This is a genomic window from Enterobacter sp. WCHEn045836, from assembly GCF_003965585.1.
In the GTDB taxonomy this organism is placed as follows: domain Bacteria; phylum Pseudomonadota; class Gammaproteobacteria; order Enterobacterales; family Enterobacteriaceae; genus Enterobacter; species Enterobacter dissolvens.
The window spans coordinates 99,404-121,126 of sequence record NZ_RXPT01000004.1 but is presented as its reverse complement, the minus strand read 5'-3'; the positions used below and the strand labels follow the sequence as shown (position 1 = coordinate 121,126).

At 52.8% G+C, this 21,723-nt stretch carries 22 protein-coding genes, 1 tRNA gene and 3 pseudogenes; 11 read left to right on the top strand and 15 right to left on the bottom strand.

Annotated elements, in window-relative coordinates:
- Positions 1–32 precede the first annotated feature (32 nt).
- The 6 genes from EKN38_RS06740 to EKN38_RS06715 all read left to right on the top strand — a co-directional run bounded on the left by EKN38_RS06740 (position 33) and on the right by EKN38_RS06715 (position 7,097).
- Positions 33–1,673, top strand: a complete 1,641-nt coding sequence (locus tag EKN38_RS06740; protein WP_014833158.1) for a sensor histidine kinase — start codon at positions 33–35, stop codon at positions 1,671–1,673.
- Positions 1,657–2,352: a response regulator gene (locus EKN38_RS06735; RefSeq protein WP_014833159.1), complete on the top strand. Its 696-nt coding sequence runs from the start codon at positions 1,657–1,659 to the stop codon at positions 2,350–2,352. The genes EKN38_RS06740 and EKN38_RS06735 overlap by 17 nt, the downstream gene beginning before the upstream one ends.
- A gap of 168 nt (positions 2,353–2,520) precedes the next feature.
- On the top strand, positions 2,521–3,609 hold the full coding sequence (locus EKN38_RS06730; protein WP_014833160.1) for an ABC transporter substrate-binding protein: 1,089 nt from the start codon (positions 2,521–2,523) through the stop codon (positions 3,607–3,609).
- 83 nt (positions 3,610–3,692) lie between these two features.
- On the top strand, positions 3,693–5,462 hold the full coding sequence (locus tag EKN38_RS06725) for an ABC transporter permease (protein ID WP_014833161.1): 1,770 nt from the start codon (positions 3,693–3,695) through the stop codon (positions 5,460–5,462).
- The gene (locus tag EKN38_RS06720; RefSeq protein ID WP_014833162.1) at positions 5,455–6,525 is read left to right on the top strand and encodes an ABC transporter ATP-binding protein; all 1,071 of its coding nucleotides are present in this window, start codon (positions 5,455–5,457) and stop codon (positions 6,523–6,525) included. Before EKN38_RS06725 ends, EKN38_RS06720 begins: the two co-directional genes overlap by 8 nt.
- A 191-nt stretch (positions 6,526–6,716) precedes the next feature.
- Positions 6,717–7,097: a hypothetical protein gene (locus tag EKN38_RS06715; protein WP_014833163.1), complete on the top strand. Its 381-nt coding sequence runs from the start codon at positions 6,717–6,719 to the stop codon at positions 7,095–7,097.
- 58 nt (positions 7,098–7,155) lie between these two features.
- Here the strand turns inward: EKN38_RS06715 and EKN38_RS06710 are convergent, their stop codons facing one another.
- On the bottom strand, positions 7,156–7,770 hold the full coding sequence (locus EKN38_RS06710; protein WP_014833164.1) for an outer membrane beta-barrel protein: 615 nt from the start codon (positions 7,768–7,770) through the stop codon (positions 7,156–7,158).
- A 93-nt stretch (positions 7,771–7,863) separates the two neighbouring features.
- Positions 7,864–8,493 (bottom strand): helix-turn-helix domain-containing protein, encoded by a 630-nt coding sequence (locus EKN38_RS06705; RefSeq protein ID WP_014833165.1) that lies wholly within the window; start codon positions 8,491–8,493, stop codon positions 7,864–7,866.
- A gap of 534 nt (positions 8,494–9,027) precedes the next feature.
- Here EKN38_RS06705 and EKN38_RS06700 point away from each other — a divergent pair.
- Positions 9,028–9,840 carry a LecA/PA-IL family lectin gene (locus EKN38_RS06700; protein WP_014833166.1) on the top strand — a complete coding sequence of 271 codons (813 nt, stop codon included), beginning with the start codon at positions 9,028–9,030 and terminating at the stop codon, positions 9,838–9,840.
- Between the two features lie 797 nt (positions 9,841–10,637).
- Here the strand turns inward: EKN38_RS06700 and EKN38_RS06695 are convergent.
- From EKN38_RS06695 to EKN38_RS26150, 3 genes and pseudogenes are all read right to left on the bottom strand, one after another.
- Positions 10,638–10,994 carry a putative T6SS immunity periplasmic lipoprotein gene (locus EKN38_RS06695; RefSeq protein ID WP_014833167.1) on the bottom strand — a complete coding sequence of 119 codons (357 nt, stop codon included), beginning with the start codon at positions 10,992–10,994 and terminating at the stop codon, positions 10,638–10,640.
- A 2-nt stretch (positions 10,995–10,996) separates the two neighbouring features.
- Positions 10,997–11,265: pseudogene (locus EKN38_RS25960) on the bottom strand (type IV secretion protein Rhs); the annotation flags it as partial.
- Positions 11,266–11,299: 34 nt separating this feature from the next.
- Positions 11,300–11,740, bottom strand: coding sequence for a transposase (locus EKN38_RS26150; RefSeq protein ID WP_014833168.1), 441 nt, complete (start codon positions 11,738–11,740; stop codon positions 11,300–11,302).
- A 144-nt stretch (positions 11,741–11,884) separates the two neighbouring features.
- On the opposite strand from EKN38_RS26150, the gene EKN38_RS06680 reads away from it, so the two are divergent.
- The 3 genes from EKN38_RS06680 (at position 11,885) to EKN38_RS06670 (ending at position 12,964) form a co-directional block, all read left to right on the top strand.
- The gene (locus EKN38_RS06680) at positions 11,885–12,157 is read left to right on the top strand and encodes a hypothetical protein (protein WP_126521840.1); all 273 of its coding nucleotides are present in this window, start codon (positions 11,885–11,887) and stop codon (positions 12,155–12,157) included.
- 244 nt (positions 12,158–12,401) lie between these two features.
- Positions 12,402–12,674, top strand: a complete 273-nt coding sequence (locus EKN38_RS06675; protein WP_043951692.1) for a hypothetical protein — start codon at positions 12,402–12,404, stop codon at positions 12,672–12,674.
- Positions 12,675–12,721: 47 nt separating this feature from the next.
- Entirely contained in the window at positions 12,722–12,964 is a 243-nt protein-coding gene (locus EKN38_RS06670; RefSeq protein WP_014833170.1) for a hypothetical protein, read from the top strand.
- Between the two features lie 159 nt (positions 12,965–13,123).
- Here the strand turns inward: EKN38_RS06670 and EKN38_RS06665 are convergent, their stop codons facing one another.
- From EKN38_RS06665 to actS, 6 genes and pseudogenes are all read right to left on the bottom strand, one after another.
- Positions 13,124–13,657 carry a thioredoxin fold domain-containing protein gene (locus EKN38_RS06665; protein ID WP_014833171.1) on the bottom strand — a complete coding sequence of 178 codons (534 nt, stop codon included), beginning with the start codon at positions 13,655–13,657 and terminating at the stop codon, positions 13,124–13,126.
- Positions 13,654–13,860, bottom strand: a pseudogene (locus EKN38_RS06660) (hypothetical protein); the annotation flags it as partial. The gene EKN38_RS06665 and the pseudogene EKN38_RS06660, both read right to left, overlap by 4 nt.
- A pseudogene (locus tag EKN38_RS26145) lies at positions 13,859–14,002 on the bottom strand (capsid protein); the annotation flags it as partial. The pseudogenes EKN38_RS26145 and EKN38_RS06660, both read right to left, overlap by 2 nt.
- A complete protein-coding gene (locus tag EKN38_RS06650; protein ID WP_014833173.1) occupies positions 13,992–14,342 on the bottom strand; it encodes a hypothetical protein in 351 nt (116 codons plus the stop codon). The pseudogene EKN38_RS26145 and the gene EKN38_RS06650, both read right to left, overlap by 11 nt.
- Before the next feature lie 542 nt (positions 14,343–14,884).
- Positions 14,885–14,958: transfer RNA gene (locus tag EKN38_RS06645), tRNA-Gly, on the bottom strand.
- A gap of 80 nt (positions 14,959–15,038) precedes the next feature.
- Complete coding sequence (gene actS, locus EKN38_RS06640) at positions 15,039–15,782, bottom strand: amidase activator ActS (protein WP_043951693.1); 744 nt, start codon at positions 15,780–15,782, stop codon at positions 15,039–15,041.
- Between the two features lie 162 nt (positions 15,783–15,944).
- Here actS and idi point away from each other — a divergent pair, with 162 nt between their 5' ends.
- On the top strand, positions 15,945–16,487 hold the full coding sequence (idi, locus tag EKN38_RS06635; RefSeq protein WP_014833175.1) for an isopentenyl-diphosphate Delta-isomerase: 543 nt from the start codon (positions 15,945–15,947) through the stop codon (positions 16,485–16,487).
- 47 nt (positions 16,488–16,534) lie between these two features.
- On the opposite strand, the gene lysS is transcribed toward idi, so the two are convergent.
- The 4 genes from lysS to dsbC form a co-directional block, all read right to left on the bottom strand.
- Complete coding sequence (gene lysS, locus EKN38_RS06630; protein WP_013098608.1) at positions 16,535–18,052, bottom strand: lysine--tRNA ligase; 1,518 nt, start codon at positions 18,050–18,052, stop codon at positions 16,535–16,537.
- A 9-nt stretch (positions 18,053–18,061) separates the two neighbouring features.
- Positions 18,062–19,160, bottom strand: a protein-coding gene (gene prfB / locus EKN38_RS06625; protein ID WP_096927693.1) for a peptide chain release factor 2 whose coding sequence is annotated in 2 segments (ribosomal slippage) — positions 18,062–19,084 and positions 19,086–19,160 — 1,098 coding nt in all. Because the reading frame shifts where the segments join, the coding sequence is not laid out codon by codon here.
- Positions 19,161–19,250: 90 nt separating this feature from the next.
- Entirely contained in the window at positions 19,251–20,984 is a 1,734-nt protein-coding gene (recJ, locus tag EKN38_RS06620; RefSeq protein WP_014833178.1) for a single-stranded-DNA-specific exonuclease RecJ, read from the bottom strand.
- 5 nt (positions 20,985–20,989) lie between these two features.
- The gene (gene dsbC, locus EKN38_RS06615) at positions 20,990–21,703 is read right to left on the bottom strand and encodes a bifunctional protein-disulfide isomerase/oxidoreductase DsbC (protein ID WP_013098611.1); all 714 of its coding nucleotides are present in this window, start codon (positions 21,701–21,703) and stop codon (positions 20,990–20,992) included.
- Positions 21,704–21,723 lie beyond the last annotated feature (20 nt).

The following is a 21,723-nucleotide window of genomic DNA, read 5'->3' as shown; positions in this document are numbered from 1 at the left end:
TGTCTCCCTTTTCCATGACTGGCGCAGGTTGAATGAAACGCAGACTTTCATTTCAGGTTAAGCTTTTTTTAGCGCTGGTGTGCTTCTCCTGCCTGCTGTTAGTACTGCTGGGAACCATCCTGTTTCATTTTATCGACCGGCAACTGCATCACGATCTCGGCCAGCGCGCCAGGGTTCAGGCCAGTGAAATCGCCCTGATGCCCGGCCTGGCGGAAAAAGTCGCCGCCAGAGATATCCCCGGTATCGCCCGTTTAATCCAGCCGCTGCGCGCGGAAAGTGATGCCAGCTACATCGTGATTGGCGATACCCGGGAGCAACACCTTTATCATTCGGAATCCCCGGAGCGCATCAATTTACCGATGATCGGCGGGGATAATACAGAGGTGTTAAAAGGCAAAACCATTATTTCCGTGCGTAAAGGGGGCATTGGCGTGTCATTACGCAGCAAAGCGCCCATCTTTAATGCGCAACACCAGGTGATTGGCATTGTCTCTGTCGGTTATCTGACCTCGTATATTGCCAATATTAACGCCCGCATTCTCTGGCAGTCCGGGTTATACGGTATGGGGCTGTTACTGCTGCTGTTTATTTTCTCATGGTTGTTCACGCGTAACCTTAAAAAGCAGATGTTCCGTCTGGAGCCGAAAGATATTGCTCAGCTGGTGTTGCAACAAAAAGCCCTGCTGGAGGCCATGTATGAAGGGGTATTTGCCGTCAATGCAGAGAAGCAGCTGATTTTAATTAACCGTGCTGCCCGTGAGATGCTGGATATTCACCAGAGTGAGGAGGCGCTTATTGGCAAACCGCTGGAGGCTATTGTGCAAACCTCGCCGGGCTTTTTATCCCAGCGCTATGCGTCGATAAGCAGCGGCAGTCACGACCAGATTGCCGTGCTCAACCAGCGCGAGGTAATCGTCAACCGCGTGGCGATTGAGGTTGAACCCGGTGTGGAGAGCGGCTGGGTCTACAGTTTTCGCGATAAAAATGACATTAACACCCTCAGCAGCCAGCTAAGTCAGATAAAACGCTATGCGGATAACCTGCGCATCATGCGTCATGAACAGCTGAACTGGACGGCAACGCTGGTGGGACTGCTGCAAATGAAGCACTACGACGAGGCGATCCGCTACATCCAGCTGCAGTCGGAAGGCGCCCAAAAAGTGCTGGACTTTGTCTCGGCCCATTTTGCCTCTCCGGCACTGTGCGGACTGCTGTTAGGGAAATATGTCAGCGCACGGGAAAAAGGCATTGAACTGCAGTTTGATCCCGCCTGCCAGCTCACCCGCATGCCGGCCTCCATCAACGAAACAGAGCTGATGTCGGTGATCGGCAATTTGCTGGATAACGCCGTGGACGCCACCCTGAAGGCGTCGGTTCACGCGCCAGTGGAGATCTACATTTCCGACCGCAACCAGGAGCTGTTGATTGAGGTGGCCGACAGGGGCTGCGGCGTGGATGACACGCATAAACCGCATATATTCCGCCAGGGGTATAGCAGCAAACCCGAGAGCGAGAACGACATTGTGGGAACAGAGCACGGTATTGGCCTGTTTCTGGTGGCAGGCTATATCGAGAAAGCGGGCGGCAGCATAGAGATCGCCGATAACACGCCACAAGGCACTATTTTTTCTGTGTTTATTCCTAATGGGCAACAGCATGACCCGACCACTTGATGTTGTGATAGTTGAAGATGAGCCGCACCTGGCGGAGTTGCATCGCGAGTATATTGAGCAGAATTTTCATTTGCGCGTGGTGGGTATTGCCGCGTCGATTGAGCAGGCGTGCAGCCTGATCCGCCAGCATCAGCCGCGACTGATTCTGCTGGATAACTATCTGCCAGACGGCAAAGGCGTGGAGTTAATCGATAACCCGCTGCTGAAAAGCTACGAATGCTCGGTGATCTTCATCACCGCCGCCAGCGATATGCAAACCTGTAGCCACGCCATGCGCAGCGGCGCCTTTGACTATCTGATTAAACCGGTCTTTTTTCAGCGCCTGCACGCCTCGCTGGAGCGCTTTATGCGTTTTATCCACACCGTGCAGCAGGTCAAGGTTGTCGATCAGCATGCGCTGGATCGCCTGTTTAACCTGCCTGCTGCGGAATCTTCGCTCACGCCGTCGACAAAGGGCATTGAGCCCCAAACGCTGGAGCGGATTAAACGCCTGTTCGCAGAACATCCCGACAATGCCATGTCGGTTGAAGAGGTGGTGGAGAACGTCGGGATCAGCAAAACCACGGGGCGTCGCTATCTGGAATACTGTGTGGAGAGTGGGTTAATCAGCGTCGAAATGCTGTATGGCAATATTGGTCATCCGCGAAGGTTATACCGCAAAGCCGCCGACAAAGCGTAATCCTCAACCGTTCGTTTGCTAACGTTCGCGGTTTTTATGGTGTTAATTGCTGAAACGACGCCGACAATCACACTTCGGAATCATGGCCCGCTTCCGCCTGTTGTGGCGGCGGTGCTATACGCTATGTTGACAATTAGTTCCTCAAATGTAACTAAAAGGTTAACTATAATGTCGAACACATTCCGAATTTCTCTGATTACCGCTACCGTACTGTTCTCTGCTTCTGCACTGTCTGCCCTGCCGCAGGGCTACCCTGCCGACTATCAAAAAGTTGTCGATGCCGCGACCAAAGAGGGCAAGGTCGTCATCTATTCCACCACCGATACCAAAGCCGCCGGGCCGCTGATCGAGGGTTTCGAAAAGAGCTATCCGGGCATTAAAGTTGAATACAACGATATGAACAGCACCGAGCTGTACAACCGTTTTATCAGCGAGCAGGCCTCCGGTGGCGGTAGCGGCGATGTGGTCTGGAGCTCCTCGATGGACACCGGGCTGAAGCTCGCCACTGACTACGCCATGGAGTACAAATCGCCCGAGCAAAGCCAGCTGCCGAAATGGGCGGTATGGAAAGATAAAGCGTACGGCACCACCTATGAGCCGGTGGTGTTTATCTACAACAAACGCCTGATCCCGGCTGGCGACGTGCCGGATTCTCACGTTGCGCTGGCGAAGCTGATTGCCAGCCAGACGGACAAATTCAAAAGCAAAGTCACGACCTACGACATCGAAAAATCGGGACTGGGCTTTATGCTCTCCGTGCAGGATCACAAGGCCGATCCAAACTACTTTAAAACCCTGGCCGATGTCGCCAAAGGCGGCCTGGCGGTGCAGTCGTCTACCGGCACGATGATGGAGAGGGTGTCATCCGGCGAAAACCTGATCGGCTTTAATATCCTCGGCTCCTACGCGGAAGCCCGCGCGAAGAACGATCCGTCGCTCGGGATCGCTTATCCGAAAGATTACACCCTGGTGTTATCGCGCGTGTCCTTCATCAGCCAGCAGGCGCAAAACAGCAATGCCGCGAAGCTGTGGCTCGACTATGTCCTGTCTGAAAAAGGGCAAAGTATCCTGGCTAATCAGGCGGATATCCCCTCCATTCGCAACGATATCGAAGGCAAAAATGATATCGATGGCCTGACCAAAGTCCTCGGCAATGCGCTGAAGCCGATCCCGGTTGATGAAAGCCTGCTGGAATACCTGCAGCCGAAAAAACGTCTGGAGTACATCAAACAGTGGCGTGCTGCCGCCGGCAAATAAAACGGTGTGCGCGGCGCAGGTCGCCGCGCGCCTGTTCATCTGACTGAATTCGTTTTGCTGGGCTGCAATACCAGGGATACCCCATGAATACATTACGCAGAAAGTGGCAAAGCCTGCCGCGCGGTATTGTCGTGTTGATAACCGCGCTGGTTATCTATACGCCGCTGTCGTTTATCGTGATACAGAGCTTCCTGTCCGCCCCGTTCTTTTCTCCGGCAAAAGAGTGGAGCCTTGAATCATTTGGTTTTATTTTCACAGACCCTGATTTCTACAAGGCATTGAGAAGCGGTTTTATCCTCGCTTTCGGGCTGGTGATCATCGCCATTCCGCTGGGCGGCGTGCTGGCCTTTTTGATGGTGCGTACCGATCTCCCCGGTCGGCGGTTGATTGAACCGCTGATCCTGGTGCCAATCTTCGTTTCCCCCATGGTGCTGGGGTTCGGCTACGTGGTGGCCGCCGGTCCGGTGGGCTTTTTATCCCTCTGGGTGGAAGCCCTGATCGGCTTTGTACCGTGGAATATTTATGACATGTCGAGCATCGTGGTCATCGCGGGCCTGACGCATGTCCCGCACGCCTATCTCTATATTTCGTCGGCGCTGCGCAGCGTGGGGTCGGATGTGGAAGAGGCCGCGCGTACTGCAGGCGCGTCTCCCCTGCAGGTGATGACCTCCGTCAGTCTGCCCATGGTGCGCCCGTCGATCCTGTACGCCATCGTGCTGCTGTTCTTCCTCGGGCTGGAAGTGTTTGGTCTGATGCTGGTGCTTGGCGATCCGGAAGGCAACATGGTGCTGGCAACCTATCTCTACCAGCTGACCAACAAACTGGGCACCCCGTCCTATCACCTGATGGCCGCGGTTGCCGTGGTGCTGATCTGCATCACCATCCCGCTGGTGATGCTGCAGCGTCGCCTGATGCGTACCGCCAACCGCTTCGTGACCATGAAAGGCAAAGCCTCTCAGGCGCGGGCGTTACCGCTGGGCAAATGGCGCTGGGTGGCTGGCGCGGTGGTCGCCTTCTGGCTCACCGTCACCATCGGCGTTCCACTGCTTGGCGTGGTATTGCGCGCGTTTATCTCCAACTGGGGCGTGGGCGTTTCCGTTTGGGACCAGCTTTCGCTCAGCACGTTCCGCACTATCTGGGCACAGCCGAACCTGCTGCGCGCCATCGTCAACTCGATGTCCATCGGCGTGATTGGCGGTGCGCTGGCCGTGGCGTGCTACCTGTTTGTCGGCATTGCCATGCACCGTAAACCGGACAACACCACACGCTTTCTGGATTACAGCGTGCTGGTGCCGCGCGCCGTGCCTGGTCTGCTGGCGGGCCTGGCCTTCCTGTGGGTGTTCCTGTTCCTGCCGATGTGGCTCGATAACGCGCTGAAATCGGGCTGGCTTTCCGGGTTCACCTGGAGCGACTGGATGCGGGAAAACCTGATCGTCTGGCTGCGTTCGCTTCGCAGCACCATTTTCAGCGTCTGGCTGGCCTATACCGTCGTGTGGATGGCCTACGGACTGAGGCTGATCTCGTCCACGCTGCTGCAGGTAGGACCGGAACTTGAAGAGGCCGCGCGTAGCACAGGGGCAACGCGTGGCCAGATCACCCGCCATGTGACGATCCCGCTCTCCCGCTATGGCCTGATCGGCTCATGGCTGCTGATGTTCCTGATCTTTGAACGCGAATACTCAACGGGTGTGTATCTGCTCTCCCCCGGCACAGAAACCATCGGCTCGATGCTGGTTTCCCTCTGGGCGACGGGTGCCATTGATATTGTGGCAGCGCTCTCTTTTATTAACATCCTGCTGGTGGTGGTAGGTCTGGGCATTGCCCTTCGTTTCGGAGTCAAAATACATGATTGAATTAGCGGTTGACGATCTGCACTTAACCTACGGCGACAATCCTGTTTTGAAAGGGGTCTCCATGAACCTGAAACGCGGCGAAGTGGTCTCCCTGCTGGGCCCCTCCGGCAGCGGCAAAACCACCCTGCTGCGCGCGGTAGCGGGTCTGGAAAAACCGACTCAGGGCTCTATTGTCATCGGCAAAAACAAAGTTTACGACGGTACACCGCGCAGCGAGGTCCCGGCGGAGGAGCGTAACCTGGGGCTGGTGTTCCAGTCCTACGCCCTGTGGCCGCACAAAACCGTGTTTGAGAACGTGGCCTACCCGCTCAAGCTGCGTAAAGTCCCGGCCAAAGAGATCCAGCAGCGCGTGCAGGATGTGCTGGACCAGCTGGGGCTGGGCCATCTTGGCAAGCGTCACCCGCACCAGCTTTCCGGTGGACAGCAGCAGCGCGTGGCCATTGGCCGGGCGCTGGTCTACAACCCGCCGGTGATTTTACTGGATGAGCCCCTCTCTAACCTCGACGCCAAATTACGCGAAGAGGCCCGGGTGTTCCTGCGCGAGCTGATCATCAAACTCGGCTTATCCGCGCTGATGGTGACCCACGACCAGAACGAAGCGATGTCCATTTCCGACCGTATCCTGCTGCTTAACAACGGCAAAATTGAGCAACAGGGCACACCGCAGGAGATGTACGGCTCGCCGAAAACGCTGTTTACCGCCGAGTTTATGGGCAGCAATAACCGCCTGCACGGCAAGGTTACTGAACTGCGCGACGGCAAAGCGCGTATTGAAGGAAAAGGCTGGGTGCTCTGGGGTCAGGCCGGTGAAGGGGTGCAGAGCGGAGATGACGCCACGGCGGTGATCCGCGTCGAGCGCGTGGCAGTGGTTGACGGACCGGGGGAAAACCAGCTTGAGCTGCCGCTGCTTACCAGCATGTATCTTGGCGACCGCTGGGAGTATCTGTTCCGCACGGCGGGGGATGATTTTGTGATCCGTGCCTATGGGCATGAGGTTCGGGATCCGCAGCAATGCCATCTCTCACTGCCTGAGAAGCATGTGTGGATATTCCCGAAAAGCTGAGCAAACAGGCTGCGTCATGCAGCCTGTTTTCTTTTAAACCGTGAGCAGGCGTTAATGCTTTTCCTGTCACGACGCAGGCGCGAGGATATATTTAAAATTAAACAAGTTTAATCTGAAGATGTTGCTGTTGTTTACGATAATGTCCGTTCCGCTTATTTACCCTGAGTTATCCAATGAAGAAACGGTCATTATTGCTGACTCTGCTCAGCCTCACGTTATTAACCGCCTGCAACACCTCCCATCCGGATAAGGTTGAACAAATCCACCATCTGCAGGTCCCGTTAGTTTTACCGGGAGAAAAATCCCCTGTCATTCCGGCATCGCATATTGCTGCACTTTATCAGGAGAATAAAGCGCAGATTGACAAATTAACAACGCAACTAAAATCAGACTATTTACAGCATGCGACCGCAAAGGATGTTTTTACTGAAGATAGCGCTGTTCAGCCCGTCTACGCCTCGCTGACAAAACTGGAACAGCTGGACATGATTAATCAGCAATACCTGAAAGATAAAAATGTCACAGGCCTGCAAAAAATTAAATCGGTCCTTCAACCTTTAGTCACCGGTTAAATGCCAAAAGCCCAACTGCTGAACAGTCGGGCTTTTTTCGTTGAAAGGATGACAACGTTTAATCGTGCTGGCCAAATCGCCATGTCAGGCCTGCCGTTACGGAGCTCACGTCACTGCTGACGCCAATCTGGTTGGCGTTACCCACATTGCTTACCCACTGATATTCGAGGCGGCCCGCCAGATTTTTGTTGAACGCATACTCCGTCCCTACCGCGGCAAGCGGGCGAACACCTGTATCAAAACGGTTGTGACCACTCACATCAGACTCAGCGCGATACGCCATCGCCCCGGCACGTCCATAGATATCCCAGCGGTCAGTCACGGCATAGCTGGCTTTTAAAGACATCTGCAGACCCTGGCTTTTCATTTGTGCGCCCGCACTGTGATGGCCTTTCATCTGCATATTACCTAAATAATCGTACCCGCCTTCCAGTGCAAGCCACGGAGTCATCTGATAACCCGCGTATACCCCACCACCGACATTATCATGATCGATATTATACTGGTTCGAGCCGCTGTTATTATCGCTCGCTTTAGAGCCGGTGCTGGCGTCAAAATAGTGTGACCAGCCAAATTTAGCACCGCTATACCAGGTGCCGGCATCCGCTGCTGCAAATGCAGTGGTTGCAGTAAAAGCGTTAGCCAGAATTAATGCGACAAGTGTCTTTTTCATAAGAATCCCGTTTACTCTGTTGAATATTTCAGTGAGCAAACGATATCGGCAAAAGCGCACAACGTGAAATCATTTTCTGTTTAATTTTAAATTTTAAAATGACTCCGGCAAATGCCCTACTTCCAGTAAATATCCGCCGCGTTTAAACGCTATATATTGCCCTTGTTTGAGCGCAGATAATACGTTGAGAATACTGCTGCGTGAAAGAAGCGTACGATCCTGAATATATTCCAGAATGCTCGTGCGCATACGCGTTTCGTCGGGCAGTAATATCATTTCCTGCAGATAGCTGCGAATCACAGAATAGGTACGTTGCTGCACGACCTGGGCATCACGATAAATCAGATACGCCGTGTGATACGACAGTAAGGCGGCAACATCTTCCCAGACGCCCTGTTCACGAAATAGGGCGGCGGCTTCATCGGCATCAGCACGCAGAATCGTAGACTCCCGTTCAGCACGTAAAATATGTCCTTGCGTCGGCTGGATCATCTCGGCAATGCCAAACAGATGCGGCTCGAATACGGTGACTAAAAGCAGCCCATCAGATGCCCGCAGCAGTGAAAGCTCCCCGTCCTGAAAAAGGTACATCTGCTGGCGACCTTTGTGTTTCCAGGTGATCCGCTTACGCGGCGCGAGCTTCACTTTCTCTGCGACTGGCTCAAGGATCGCCGTCAGACGTTCAATGGAATGTTCAGGGCGAACAGGAGGCAATATATGCATGACACCACCTTTTAGCGTTGGGTACTGGCCAGTATAGACCACCGAGGTCAATGCTCAGACCGGTATGAGGGAAGGAAGGTATATCAGGGGGCACTGCATGGGTAAAAAGATAATTTGTTTATTTTTAAACTTGACCCGCGTAACAGGTGATAAGTGTGCCAGATTTCCTGACGTACTTACATGAATATCAATGTAAACGATGGGGAGAATAAACTATTACAAACCTGACGTATTTATCTCCTCCCTCCTTAAGATTATTCCTATTTCGGCAATAATTATTTTATTATTTTTAAGTGATTACAAAATCGCAACCCTTAATAAAGCGTTTCGCGTTTTGAATTGTATATACCACCTGACTATTCTCATTCCAGCCGATAACAACCGGGTAATGAATATGAGAAGTGTGTGCTTCTCATGAGATCATTTATTCTGATTATCAGGCGGTTAGCTGAATTGAGTGATTAAAATCACGCATTTCGTCAGGACTATCTTTCAATGGCGAATGTATTCGCCACGCTGTCACAGGAGTCAGACATGAGCGATAATTTAATCTGGTCGGGAAAAGTTGACGCTAAAAATGCCGAAGGAACAAATACAGGGATATCCCTCAAAGCGGGAGAGATAATTACCATTCTGGCCAGTGGTTGGGCCAGGAATGGAAGTGAAAATTTTGCCCTTACCGCACCACAGGGACGTATTCCCAGAGAGGGCGAAACGTTAGCCTTACGCAATCCTTCGCTTCAGGCACGCATTGGTAACGAAAATTATCCGGTAGGTAATCATAAATACCGCTGGTCGGTTCCTGCTGAAGGAACGCTAACGCTGATTTTTGCCGACGGCAAAGACCAGTACAAAGACAACGCCGGTGAATTCAGCGTTGAAGTCTATCGCGAGGCGGATATTTCTGCCGCGGCGGCAGCTCCGTTTGAAGATTTCACCAACTTTGAGCGTGATAACTGGAATAGCTGGCAGGCAGGACCTGCCGGGCACGATCTTTACCTGGTTGACGCCAGCGCGCGGGCCGTCGAGTTTATTACCAACCCCAATAAAAATCATGCCGGCGAAATCCTCAAAAAGACGCTGACAGGTCTGACTGCCGGGCATGAATATACCTGGACGGTGAAAGCGGCACGCATTATTGGAAAATATGAGGCGCCAAAAATATCACTCCGTGCGGATGGCAAAGACATTTCCGCCCCCCTGGAACTGAAGCAGGCGAATGAATGGGTAACCCTGAGTGGAAAATTCAAAGCCGCGGGCAGTCAGGCTGAACTCGCGGTAGTCAGCCATGTTGCAGCGAGTATGGGGAATGATTTCCGCATCAAAGAGCTCAGGATAAAGGGTTAATCTACAGAAATGTCGGTCTGCTATTCTGTGAGAATGCTGGATGGCAGTTTGATGTTCAAAAAATTGTGTAGCGCACATGTTCAACATATGCGCTACACCAACAGGCAATAAACACACACGGCATTACTCTTTGTTATGTTGTATATCCTCTCAATATCGGCAGCGGTTTGAAACAAGACGCGTCTTGATTAACGCCATCCAGAAACACAGCACGCTTTCGGTTAGGGTACCTGAGTGGAAGCAGCACACTCATTTCATGCCAAATAAACACCAGTGGGGTAATATCGGTTCTGAATACGCATTCAGGGCTGCATATTCACGTAATTTAAAAGATCATGGTGCCTGAAAAAGCGCACCATGGAAGAGCCACAACCTGCAATTAGCAAAGCACATCCCTGTTTAATTAAAAGGCAACGTAATTGTAATACCGCTATATCGTTAAACGATACAAGACCTGTCTGGTTAATTCAGGGGTAAGCGAGAAAGTTGGTACTGACTGATTATGCCGTACACAGGAAATGTGCGCATACAAGGCTTACGCGTTATGAGAGGCTCTCCAGCAATGGCTCAAGACAGGCTGGCTCTCAGCAAAACTACCTTCTATCGACGAAAGACCTTCTGACCCATCTTACTGATATTTAAGGATTATGCCAGTTACAAGTGGGAGCCTTCGATCAGGTTGTTAAGCGGCTTCAGCAAGCGTGATAGACTATATGCATTAAAAGATATATACGCGCATTAAACGCTTACTTGATCACGTACGTGCGTTGAAATGAATATAAAGGGGCAGTTTGCCCCTATTCTTTAGGGTAAGAAAGTTCAGCGGTGACTAAATGTGATTCTGACGTATCAGATTGGACGTCATACGCGAAGTTATACCGCTCCCCAGACGTAAACTTAAATCCAAATACAGGAAGACACTCCCCCTTCGGTACATAAACAGGCTTGTCATCGAAAATCTTGTGAAGAGAGTCGCTATTATCGCTTTTGATTTGAATAGCAGTGATCCGTTCCTGCGGCTCCAGTGGTGACAACACACAAACTTGATTATCTTTGATCAATGCCGTTGTAGATTCACGATCTACCATTCGATCACCTGGCCCAGGGCATCCCGTTAAGAGGAATACAACACCCAGCAACATTTTGTTTTTCATGTTTAACGCCCCTTCCCTGTTACGATTTTCTGGTAAAGCGAAGGGACATCCTGCAACAAATCTACGCCCCGGTACATCCCCATGCGCCCTGGTCTCTGATAGTAAGACCACTTACTGATCCCATAAACCAGCAGTAACCAGTAATCAGCTAAAATAGGGCTTGCTGTTCAAGAGAGTAATCAGTGAGCTTTTCTTTATCCAGCCTGTAGGTATATTCAGCAGCCCAGCTAAAAGCTCCCCGCATTCTCACCCATTGCCCGTGTTGGTGTTTGGACTGACCCCACAACAGTAGACATTTCCTGTCCTCACGACGAGGCCTGTTCGAAGGCCTCCGGACTGACGCCGCCGAGGTGACTGTAGCGCCGGGCCCGGTTGTAGAACACTTCAATGCAATCGAAGATATCCGCCCGGGCCAGATCCCGGGTTTTGTATATTCTCTTCCTGATGCGTTCTTTTTTCAGTGAACTGAAGAACGATTCGGCCACCGCATTATCCTGGCAGTTGCCACGCCGGCTCATGCTCGGTGCCAGGTTATTGGCCCGGAGTTTCAGGATCTCGCTTTTAGCTTCCAGTAAATCCCGGGCATGCTGCTCGTTGTTATCAGGTTTGATAGCCCGTAGCCACTTGTAGAGGCTGTGTGCAGAGACGCCCAGACGGTCAGATACTTCGGCGACGGAATAACCGCGTTCCGTTATCTGACGGACGGCTTCTTCCTTAAATTCAGGTGTAAATCGTGGTGTGCCCATACGCTCCTCCTATGCTCAAACTATAGGGCAGGATCGTCTACCGGGGCGGGGTCAGTCCATAAATGACTCTGAGGTGTCTGTTAAACCCGTGGCGATTCAATATTTGCTCAGGGTTTAATTAAAAAAACTGTAAAAGGATTTTTTTTGAAAGTTATAGATAAGACGCCGTACAGTAACGTATCCGGAGCCGGGCTGGGGGATACCTGTGGCCCTTCTGGCGGCAGTAATTGTGGTGGCTCATCCGGTTCTGCTGGTCATAATGGGGGAAGTTCAGACAAACAGCACCGTGATTACCAGACCTCAAACCGCTGGAGTGGCAGTCAGGCGAATCATTTCGAACAAGGCGGTGGTTCGTTTGGTTCATCCGGTGGCTGTTCCGGAGGAGCCAGAGGACGGACCTCTGCTGATGGCCGTTAATCACTGAGTTCCTTTATCCACGCAGGGGAAGCCCTGTGTTTAAGGCCCGTTAAATATGACCAAAGACAGCAGCACAGATAAACTGCAGAGCCAATACAGCGAGCATGTGGGAAGCAAGTATTGACTGCTCTTCTTGTGATACAGACAGTGATACTGTTTTTCACCGGTCTGAACTGGACCTCTCCCGTTAACGAAATCAGTACTGGCTCTTCTGAGGTCGCTCATTTTTGCAAAAGGAATTCAAATGAAAGAAATCCATTCTTCACAATACAGTACGGTAGCAGGAGCCGGGCTGGGCGATACCTGTGGTCGTTCAGGCGGCAGTAATTGTGGTGGCTCATCCGGTTCTGCAGGCTCAAAGGGGGGAAACTCGGCAAACAGAACCGTGATTACCAGACTTCAAATCGCGGGAGTGGCAGTCAGGCGAATCATTTCGGACAAGGCGGTGGTTCGTTTGGTGGAGGCGGTGGATGCACCGGAGGCGGACGTGACCATGTTGGTACCAACCGTTAATTGATGAGAAAACCTGCAGCAATACCCAGGCTGCAGGTTTAAGGAAGATCTATGCCTAAGTTTGTCTTTTTTAAAAGTAGTGCGGATATTGTTACTGCCGTAAGTCAGTCGGTTTACGCCGACCAGTTATCCACATCGTCAGAATACGAAAAAATCGATTTTGAAACAGAGGCGACAGACAAGCAGGCAGCAGTGCTGAAACTGAAAGCATATCTGGAAACCAATACCAATGCCCTGAAGGACTTTAGTGGAGATATTACTTTCAGTAGCGTTATTGAATCTTTGCTGAGGTAAGTTCTGTTAAGCTAATAATGGGGTTCTTGAGAAACTCTATGCTTCAGTGTTACCTGGCGACATCCATCTCGAATGCTCTACAGTGGAAATACCAGACGCAGGAAGTTCTGCGTCTGGTTGCATTACCTGGCGAGGCTTGTTAACCGCGACCTTTTGCAACTACTTACCGAGCGTATTAAGTATATATTCCGGTTTAACATTCCCGGTGAATACAACAGGTGTAGGTTGCATTACAACCATTACCGGCGTCACCTCTATTCCCACACGGTGTGCGAGTTCTGATTGTTGCACGATCGTGTGTTGACAGGCCGGAGTACTGTCATTGTCAGGTAAAAAACCTTCCATGGCCATACGCAGGCTTTCCCGGGGTAAGCCAGAGCACCAGACTCTGGCCATATCCTCGATCACCGAGTCTCTGATAGATGCCGGGGCGACAGTCAGAAATGACATGGTCAGCCCGGCGTCTGTATAGTGCTGAACATGTTTGACCACATCAGAGCAGTAGCTGCATTGATTATCAATAAATACCACCAGATGATATTTTTCTGCCGGAGCAACCCAGGTTATGGGTTTAAGTTCTTCAAGGTGATCGGCGATTTCTTTTACTGATTCCTCCGGTGTCAGGGCAAACGAACTGTTAGCAGCCCCCAGAACCAGCAAAGCAAGCAGAGAACTCATAAAGCCAGTTTTCATAGATGGATCCCCTTTGATTCATGCCCTTCGTTACTGTGTTCCGGGCTGTGATGTGTTCCCAGGCAGATAACTCTGTCAGCAGAAGCGATGGTCGACGGACGGTGTGCAATGATAATGCGGGTCATATCAAGGCCGGATATGGCGCGGTTGATAAGTTTTTCATTTTCTTCATCCAGATGGCTGGTTGCTTCGTCCATGAACAGTTTCCCGGCTGTAACGGACGTTCATTAACTTCTTATGTTCCATCAGGATGATGAACCAAGCCGGATCGATAAGCAGTGCCAGCTCCGCCACCGGAATATCTTTCTCAGTCAGGAATCGATTAACAGCAGCTTTACTTGAATACTTCGGCAGCTCTTGGAGAGTCAATGTTATGTGCAAGTGCATTCCGCAACTTGTTCAATTTATCCAAAGCAGCCCAAACATTTTTAGGGAATTCCACGCCCGGTAAATGAGATCCAAACATAGCATGCACTAGGCTCAGCTTATGGCTAAAGCCGAGCTTAATATTCTCAATCGGGACGCTATTCCGGCAACGCAATTTCAGAATATCAAAAAGCAATTCCTCAACGAAAAGATGCCCTTTCAGTATGATTGAGGTGGTATCCATACCAGCGTGCAGGTGCTTCTCGTACCTTGCGCATCTGGCTTCATAAATGTCTTTAAGACTTTTCTGTGTGCGCATCGTGTTCCATCCAGCAGTACTTGTTTTTATGCAGTGTACCAAAGCTATCACATACATGATTCCATACACATACCGCAATAGAATCCATAAAACCCCGTTGGTGGTAAGACAACAAGCGGAGCATCTGGGGACTTCATCAGGGTTATGTCAGTTAGGGATGTTTATCAGGATGACCATGTACCCAAGGGGAGCGAGGCCGAACCGCTGGCAGAGCTTGCATATGGTCTGCAAGTACCGTGACCACCATTAACCTGTTTATCCCCTGCGGCGTCTCGCGACGGCGACAGAACGGGGGCATCGGGCTAAAATGCGCTTCACTAAAAGTCTTCGGGATTATGCCGAGTAGGCGGCTTTTGTTCGTTGTTGGGCTGTCGCAGTAAGAACGTTGAAACCACTGCCAGCGCGGTGATGTGCTCCCGACTACCACACACCAACCACGCGACAGGCGCGGCGATTGTGCAATGTGTAGTTACGGCTATACCTGCATTAGCGGGGTAAAGTAACTAGCTGATAAATAACAATGTGCTTATTTATCAGTGATCTGGAGCGGGCGAAGGGAATCGAACCCTCGTATAGAGCTTGGGAAGCTCTCGTTCTACCATTGAACTACGCCCGCTTTGAGGTGCGTAAGGCATTATAGACCTTACGCTTCTTCATACAAGCCTCTTCGCAACTAAATGGCGATAAAATAATCACTTAGCACTTCGGCTTGCTGCCCTGCGCCGGGAGATAACGCTGTGGATCGATGGCGGTGGCCTTATAACGGATCTGGAAGTGCAACTTCACCGTATCCGTCCCCGTGCTGCCCATGGTGGCGATCTTCTGCCCCGCCTTCACGTTCTGACCATTGTTAACCAGCATTGTGTCGTTATGCGCATAAGCCGTGATGTAGTCTTCACCATGCTTAATCATGATCAAATTACCGTAACCGCGCAGCTGATTGCCCACGTACACCACCTTCCCTGCGCCGGATGCATAAACCGGCGTACCGCGCGCGGCTGCAATATCGATACCTTTGTTACCCCCTTCGGACAAGGAGTACGGCAATACCACTTTGCCGCTGGCCGGCCAGATCCAGCAGCGCTGCCCGACAGGCGGCCAGGAGGACTGCGGCACCGCGTAAGAGGGCGTCACTTTGGCTGTTTTGCCTTTCGACGAGGATTTTCTGCCCGAGGACGAACTGCCGTTAACCTTCAGCTTCTGCCCCACTTCGATGGTGTAAGGCGGAGAGATGTTATTCAGACGCGCCAGATCCTTCACGCTGGTCCCCGTCGCGCGCGAAATCCGGTACAGCGTATCTCCGCGCTTCACGGTATACACCGCGCCGGAATAGCTGCCCATGTCTGAAGATTTGCTCCCTGAACAGCCTGCCAGTATTAGCGCCAGCGTCAGGCAGAAAACAGCAGTGATGGGGTTTCTCGTCAGGCTTCCTGCAAACAAAACAGATCCTCGGTCAGCGTGAATGGCGCCCTATGATACCAGCCCAAACAGAAATGGGTCAGCCCTTTTCCGCTCTGTGGGTCAAACCGTTCGTATAAGAATGCAGTATAATGGCGTCGCTGATGGTGCTTAACCATCCGCATGGTTAGCACTGGAGCATCAATGAGTATTCAAGAACACGTTATTTTGGTAAATGACCAGGGAATGGTGATTGGCACTCAGGAAAAGTACGCAGCACATACCTCCCACACTCCGCTACATCTGGCGTTCTCCTCCTGGCTGTTTAACGCCAAAGGGGAGTGTCTGATCACCCGTCGCGCATTAAGCAAAAAAGCCTGGCCGGGTGTGTGGACGAACTCAGTCTGCGGACATCCGCAATCTGGCGAAGAGATTGAGCAGGCTATTGTTCGCCGTTGTCGCTTCGAAGTGGGTGCGGAAATTACCGATATCACCCCTGTCGCCGCTGAGTTTCGCTACTGCGAAACCGATCCTTCCGGGATCGTCGAAAATGAGATTTGCCCGGTCTTTGCCGCCAGGATCACGAATGGGCTGACGATCAACAGTGATGAAGTGATGGCATACGAATGGGTTGATCTGGACGCATTGTTCCAGGCCCTGGATGCCACACCGTGGGCCTTTAGCCCCTGGATGGTGATGGAAGCGACGACCGCACGCGAAAAACTGCGGGCCTTCGCCGCCAAATAAAAAAGCCCCGGCGACTATCGCACGGGGCTTTTTCAGTCTGGACGACGTTATTTCACCGGACGCATCGCCGGGAACAGGATCACGTCGCGGATGGTGTGGCTGTTGGTGAACAGCATCACCATACGGTCGATACCAATACCCAGACCCGCCGTTGGTGGCAGGCCGTGCTCCAGGGCCGTCACGTAGTCTTCGTCGAAGAACATCGCTTCGTCGTCGCCTGCCGCTTTCGCGTCAACCTGATCCTGGAAGCGCTGCGCCTGATCTTCAGCATCGTTCAGCTCGCTAAAGCCGTTGCCGATTTCGCGGCCACCGATGAAGAATTCAAAGCGGTCAGTGATCTCCGGGTTCTCGTCATTACGACGCGCCAGCGGGGACACTTCAGCCGGGTATTCAGTAATAAAGGTCGGCTGAATCAGGTGCGCTTCAGCCACTTCTTCGAAGATCTCAGTCACGATACGGCCCAGACCCCAGCTCTTCTCGACTTTAATACCGATGCTTTCAGCGATCGCTTTCGCAGAATCGAAGTTATCCAAATCCGCCATGTTGGTTTCCGGGCGGTATTTTTTGATGGCTTCGCGCATGGTCAGTTTTTCGAACGGCTTGCCGAAGTCGAACACTTCTTCACCGTAAGGGACCTGCGTGGTGCCCAGAATGTCCTGCGCCAGGGTGCGGAACAGGGATTCGGTCAGCTCGATCAGATCTTTGTAATCGGCATACGCCATATAGAGTTCCATCATGGTGAACTCTGGGTTATGACGCACGGAGATACCTTCGTTACGGAAGTTACGGTTGATTTCGAACACGCGGTCGAACCCACCCACCACCAGACGCTTCAGGTACAGTTCCGGCGCGATACGCAGGTACATGTCCAGATCCAGGGCGTTATGATGGGTGATGAACGGACGCGCAGATGCGCCGCCAGGGATCACCTGCATCATTGGGGTTTCTACTTCCATAAAGTCGCGGTTAACCATGAACTGGCGGATACCGGCCATGATCTGAGAGCGAATTTTGAAGGTCTTGCGGGATTCATCGTTAGAGATGAGATCCAGGTAACGCTGACGGTAGCGCGCTTCCTGATCCTGCAGGCCGTGGAATTTGTCCGGCAGCGGGCGCAGGGCTTTGGTCAGCAGACGCAGTTCGGTACAGTGGATAGACAGTTCACCGGTCTTGGTTTTGAACAGTTTACCTTTCGCGCCGAGGATATCGCCCAGGTCCCACTTCTTGAACTGCTCGTTGTAGATGCCTTCCGGCAGATCGTCACGGGAAACATACAGCTGAATGCGGCCGCCCACGTCCTGCAGGGTAACGAAAGAGGCTTTACCCATGATACGACGGGTCATCATGCGGCCCGCAACGGCCACTTCGATGTTCAGCGCTTCCAGCTCTTCGTTTTCTTTAGCGTCGAAGTCAGCGTGCAGTTGGTCTGAGGTGTGATCACGACGAAAATCGTTCGGGAACGGCACGCCCTGCTCGCGCAGCGCTGCCAGCTTCTCGCGGCGTGTTTTCAGTTCGTTGTTAAGATCGACTACCGCGTCAGCGCCCTGTGCTTGTTGTTCAGACATGTTGGTTCCTCATAACCCTGCTTTCAAACTTGCTTCGATAAATTGGTCCAGGCTGCCGTCCAGCACCGCCTGCGTGTTACGGGTTTCAACCCCGGTGCGCAGGTCTTTGATGCGGGAGTCATCAAGGACATAAGAACGGATCTGGCTGCCCCAACCGATGTCGGACTTGTTGTCTTCCATCGCCTGTTTCTCAGCATTTTTCTTCTGCATCTCCAGCTCATAAAGCTTCGCTTTCATCTGCTTCATGGCCTGGTCTTTGTTCTTATGCTGGGAACGGTCGTTCTGGCACTGTGTTACCAGCCCGGTTGGAATGTGGGTAATACGTACCGCCGATTCCGTACGGTTAACGTGCTGTCCGCCCGCGCCAGATGCGCGATAAACGTCGATACGCAGATCCGCCGGGTTGATTTCGATATCGATATCTTCATCAACTTCGGGGTAAACAAACGCGGAGCTGAAGGAGGTATGACGACGGCCACCGGAGTCGAACGGGCTCTTACGTACCAGGCGGTGAACGCCGGTTTCGGTACGCAGCCAGCCGTAGGCGTAGTCACCAATGATCTTGATGGTGACGGACTTAATGCCAGCCACTTCACCTTCAGACTCTTCGATAATTTCGGTTTTGAAACCACGCGCTTCTGCCCAGCGCAGGTACATGCGCATCAGCATGCTGGCCCAGTCCTGTGCTTCAGTACCGCCAGAACCCGCCTGAATGTCGAGATAGCAGTCAGCGTTATCGTATTCGCCGGAGAACATACGACGGAACTCAAGCTGCGCCAGCTTCTCTTCCAGCACGTCGAGCTCTGCCACGGCTTCGTTAAAGGTTTCTTCGTCGTCGGCTTCTACAGCCAGCTCCAGCAAACCGGAAACGTCTTCCAGTCCCTGAGCCATTTGATCCAGCGTATCTACGATAGCTTCGAGAGAGGAACGCTCTTTACCCAGCGCCTGCGCGCGTTCTGGCTCGTTCCAGACGTCCGGCTGTTCCAGCTCGGCGTTTACTTCTTCAAGACGCTCTTTCTTGGCATCGTAGTCAAAGATACCCCCTAAGAACGTCAGAGCGCTCCGTGAGGTCCTGAATACGGTTTTTTACCGGATTAATTTCAAACATGGTCTGTTTTCTTTTATGGACTTGTCAAAATGCGGTGATAAGAGCGGGATTGTACCGAATCCACGCCCTTTTTTATAGAGATTACTGCCGCTAAATTGGCCAGATATTGTCGATGATGATCTGAAGGGAGCGGTTACCGCGAAACTCGTTGATATCCAGTTTGTAGGCCAGTTCGACCTCGCGTACGCCATTGTCCGGCCAGACAGAGGTATCGACGTTAAAGGCGATACCGTCCAGCAGCGGGCCGCCGCCCACCGGTTCCACCATCACCTTCAAGTGACGTTCGCCTACAAGGCGCTGTTGCAGCAGACGGAAGCGGCCATCAAACAGCGGCTCCGGGAACATCTGCCCCCACGGGCCTGCATCGCGTAGCATTTGCGCCACGTCCATGGTCATCTCCATCGGTGCGAGCTCACCGTCGGAAATCACTTCACCCTGCAGCAGAGCGGGGTCGATCCAGTCGGTCACCAGCTCGCCAAACAGACGCTGGAACTCCTCGAATTTCGCCTCTTCCAGCGACAAACCTGCCGCCATCGCGTGACCACCGAATTTGAGCATCAGGCCCGGGTAAAGTGTATCGAGACGCTCCAGCGCATCGCGCATGTGCAGCCCCTGAATCGAACGACCGGAGCCTTTCAGCGTGCCATCGCCTGCGGGTGCAAACGCAATCACCGGACGATGGAAACGCTCTTTAATGCGCGACGCCAGAATCCCCACCACCCCCTGATGCCACTCAGGGTGGTACATAGCCAGCCCACCCGGCAATGTGTCACCGCTGCGTTCAAGCTTTTCGCACAAGGTCAGCGCTTCAGCCTGCATTCCCTGTTCAATCTCTTTGCGGGTCTGGTTCAGCGCATCCAGTTCATTCGCCAGCACGCGCGCTTCACCAATGTTATCGCACAGCAGCAGTGCGACGCCGACGGACATATCGTCCAGCCTGCCGGCCGCGTTCAGGCGCGGGCCGAGGGCAAAGCCCAAATCGCTGGCGGCGAGCTTGAGCGGATCGCGGTTCGCAATCTCCAGCAGCGCCTTAATGCCAGGACGACATTTGCCCGCACGTATGCGGCTTAACCCCTGCCAGGTGAGGATACGGTTATTGGTATCGAGCGGTACCACGTCCGCAACGGTACCGAGCGCGACAAGATCGAGGTACTCGGCCAGATTGGGCACGGCAATCCCGCGGGATTCGAACCAGCCTTTATCTCGCAGCAGCGTGCGCAGCGCCAGCATCAGATAAAACGCCACGCCCACGCCCGCCAGTGATTTCGACGGGAAATCGCAGTCGCGCAGGTTCGGGTTAATAATGGCTTCAGCGGCCGGCAGCGTTTCACCCGGCAGGTGGTGGTCAGTGACCAGCACCGGGATCCCCAACTGATGCGCGTGATCGACACCCGCATGGGAAGAGATCCCGTTATCAACGGTCAGGATCATCTGTGCGCCGCGGGCATGCGCCTGATCGACCACTTCCGGGCTGAGACCATAGCCATCTTCGAAGCGGTTGGGCACCAGATAGGTTACATTTTCGCAGCCCAGCGCGCGCAGGCTGAGCACGCTCAGCGCGGTACTGGTGGCGCCGTCGGCGTCGAAATCCCCCACCACCACAATGCGCGTTCCTTCACGAAGCGCGTTGTAGAGCATCTCTGTGGCTTTTTCGATGCCGTTCAGCTGCTGCCAGGGCAGCATCCCTTTGACGCTGCGCTCAAGATCGTCTGCACTCCGCACGCCGCGGCTGGCATAGAGCCGCTTTAACAGTGGCGGAAGATCGGCTGGCAAATCAACCTGTTCAACCGCGTCACGGCGGCGCAATTTTATTGGGGCTTTCACGCGGATTATTTACCACCAAACTGTTTCTGGTGCGCGTCGAGGAACTCTTTCATCTCTTTTGGCCCCTGATAGCCCGGCACAACGTAGCCGTTGCTTAAGACAATGGCTGGCGTACCGGTCACGCCAAACTGCACGCCCAGCGCGTAGTGGTTGGCGATATCAATATCACAGGAAGCCGGCTGCACGCCTTTACCGTTCATCGCGTCATCAAACGCTTTGTTACGATCTTTCGCACACCAGATGGCCTTCATGTCCTGCTCAGGCTGGCTCTGCACGCCCGCGCGAGGGAAAGCCAGATAACGCACGGTAATACCCAGCGCGTTGTAATCTTTCATCTCTTCATGCAGCTTGTGGCAGTAGCCACAGGTGATGTCGGTAAAGACGGTAATGACGTGTTTTTCCTGCGCCGCCTTATAAACGATCATCTCTTTTTCGAGCGCATTCAGGTTTTTCATCAGCAGCTGGTTGGTCACGTTCACCGGCTGCGCGCCGCTTACGTCGTACATCGGCCCCTGAATAATGTGTTTACCGTCTTCGGTTACGTACAGCACGCCGCTGTTGGTTAAAACGGTTTTCATCCCCGCCACCGGTGCAGGCTGAATATCGCTGCTGGTCACGCCGAGTTTCGTCAGCGACTGTTTGATAGCGGCGTCATCCGCATGGGCAAAACCGGTAAAAGAGGCTGCCAGCAGGGTGAACAGCGCAAAAGACTTTTTCATATAAGATCCTGTAACAATTC

Excerpts from the sequence above, each read along its gene's own strand:
- EKN38_RS06700 (WP_014833166.1), top strand. The coding sequence starts at position 9,028 with ATGAGCGATAATTTAATCTGGTCGGGAAAAGTTGACGCTAAAAATGCC.
- EKN38_RS06740 (WP_014833158.1), top strand. The coding sequence starts at position 33 with ATGAAACGCAGACTTTCATTTCAGGTTAAGCTTTTTTTAGCGCTGGTG.
- EKN38_RS06695 (WP_014833167.1), bottom strand. The coding sequence starts at position 10,994 with ATGAAAAACAAAATGTTGCTGGGTGTTGTATTCCTCTTAACGGGATGC.
- EKN38_RS06670 (WP_014833170.1), top strand. The coding sequence starts at position 12,722 with ATGCCTAAGTTTGTCTTTTTTAAAAGTAGTGCGGATATTGTTACTGCC.
- EKN38_RS06730 (WP_014833160.1), top strand. The coding sequence starts at position 2,521 with ATGTCGAACACATTCCGAATTTCTCTGATTACCGCTACCGTACTGTTC.
- EKN38_RS06675 (WP_043951692.1), top strand. The coding sequence starts at position 12,402 with ATGAAAGAAATCCATTCTTCACAATACAGTACGGTAGCAGGAGCCGGG.
- EKN38_RS26150 (WP_014833168.1), bottom strand. The coding sequence starts at position 11,740 with ATGGGCACACCACGATTTACACCTGAATTTAAGGAAGAAGCCGTCCGT.
- idi (WP_014833175.1), top strand. The coding sequence starts at position 15,945 with ATGAGTATTCAAGAACACGTTATTTTGGTAAATGACCAGGGAATGGTG.
- EKN38_RS06720 (WP_014833162.1), top strand. The coding sequence starts at position 5,455 with ATGATTGAATTAGCGGTTGACGATCTGCACTTAACCTACGGCGACAAT.
- lysS (WP_013098608.1), bottom strand. The coding sequence starts at position 18,052 with ATGTCTGAACAACAAGCACAGGGCGCTGACGCGGTAGTCGATCTTAAC.
- EKN38_RS06725 (WP_014833161.1), top strand. The coding sequence starts at position 3,693 with ATGAATACATTACGCAGAAAGTGGCAAAGCCTGCCGCGCGGTATTGTC.
- dsbC (WP_013098611.1), bottom strand. The coding sequence starts at position 21,703 with ATGAAAAAGTCTTTTGCGCTGTTCACCCTGCTGGCAGCCTCTTTTACC.
- EKN38_RS06735 (WP_014833159.1), top strand. The coding sequence starts at position 1,657 with ATGACCCGACCACTTGATGTTGTGATAGTTGAAGATGAGCCGCACCTG.
- EKN38_RS06665 (WP_014833171.1), bottom strand. The coding sequence starts at position 13,657 with ATGAAAACTGGCTTTATGAGTTCTCTGCTTGCTTTGCTGGTTCTGGGG.
- EKN38_RS06650 (WP_014833173.1), bottom strand. The coding sequence starts at position 14,342 with ATGCGCACACAGAAAAGTCTTAAAGACATTTATGAAGCCAGATGCGCA.
- EKN38_RS06710 (WP_014833164.1), bottom strand. The coding sequence starts at position 7,770 with ATGAAAAAGACACTTGTCGCATTAATTCTGGCTAACGCTTTTACTGCA.
- EKN38_RS06705 (WP_014833165.1), bottom strand. The coding sequence starts at position 8,493 with ATGCATATATTGCCTCCTGTTCGCCCTGAACATTCCATTGAACGTCTG.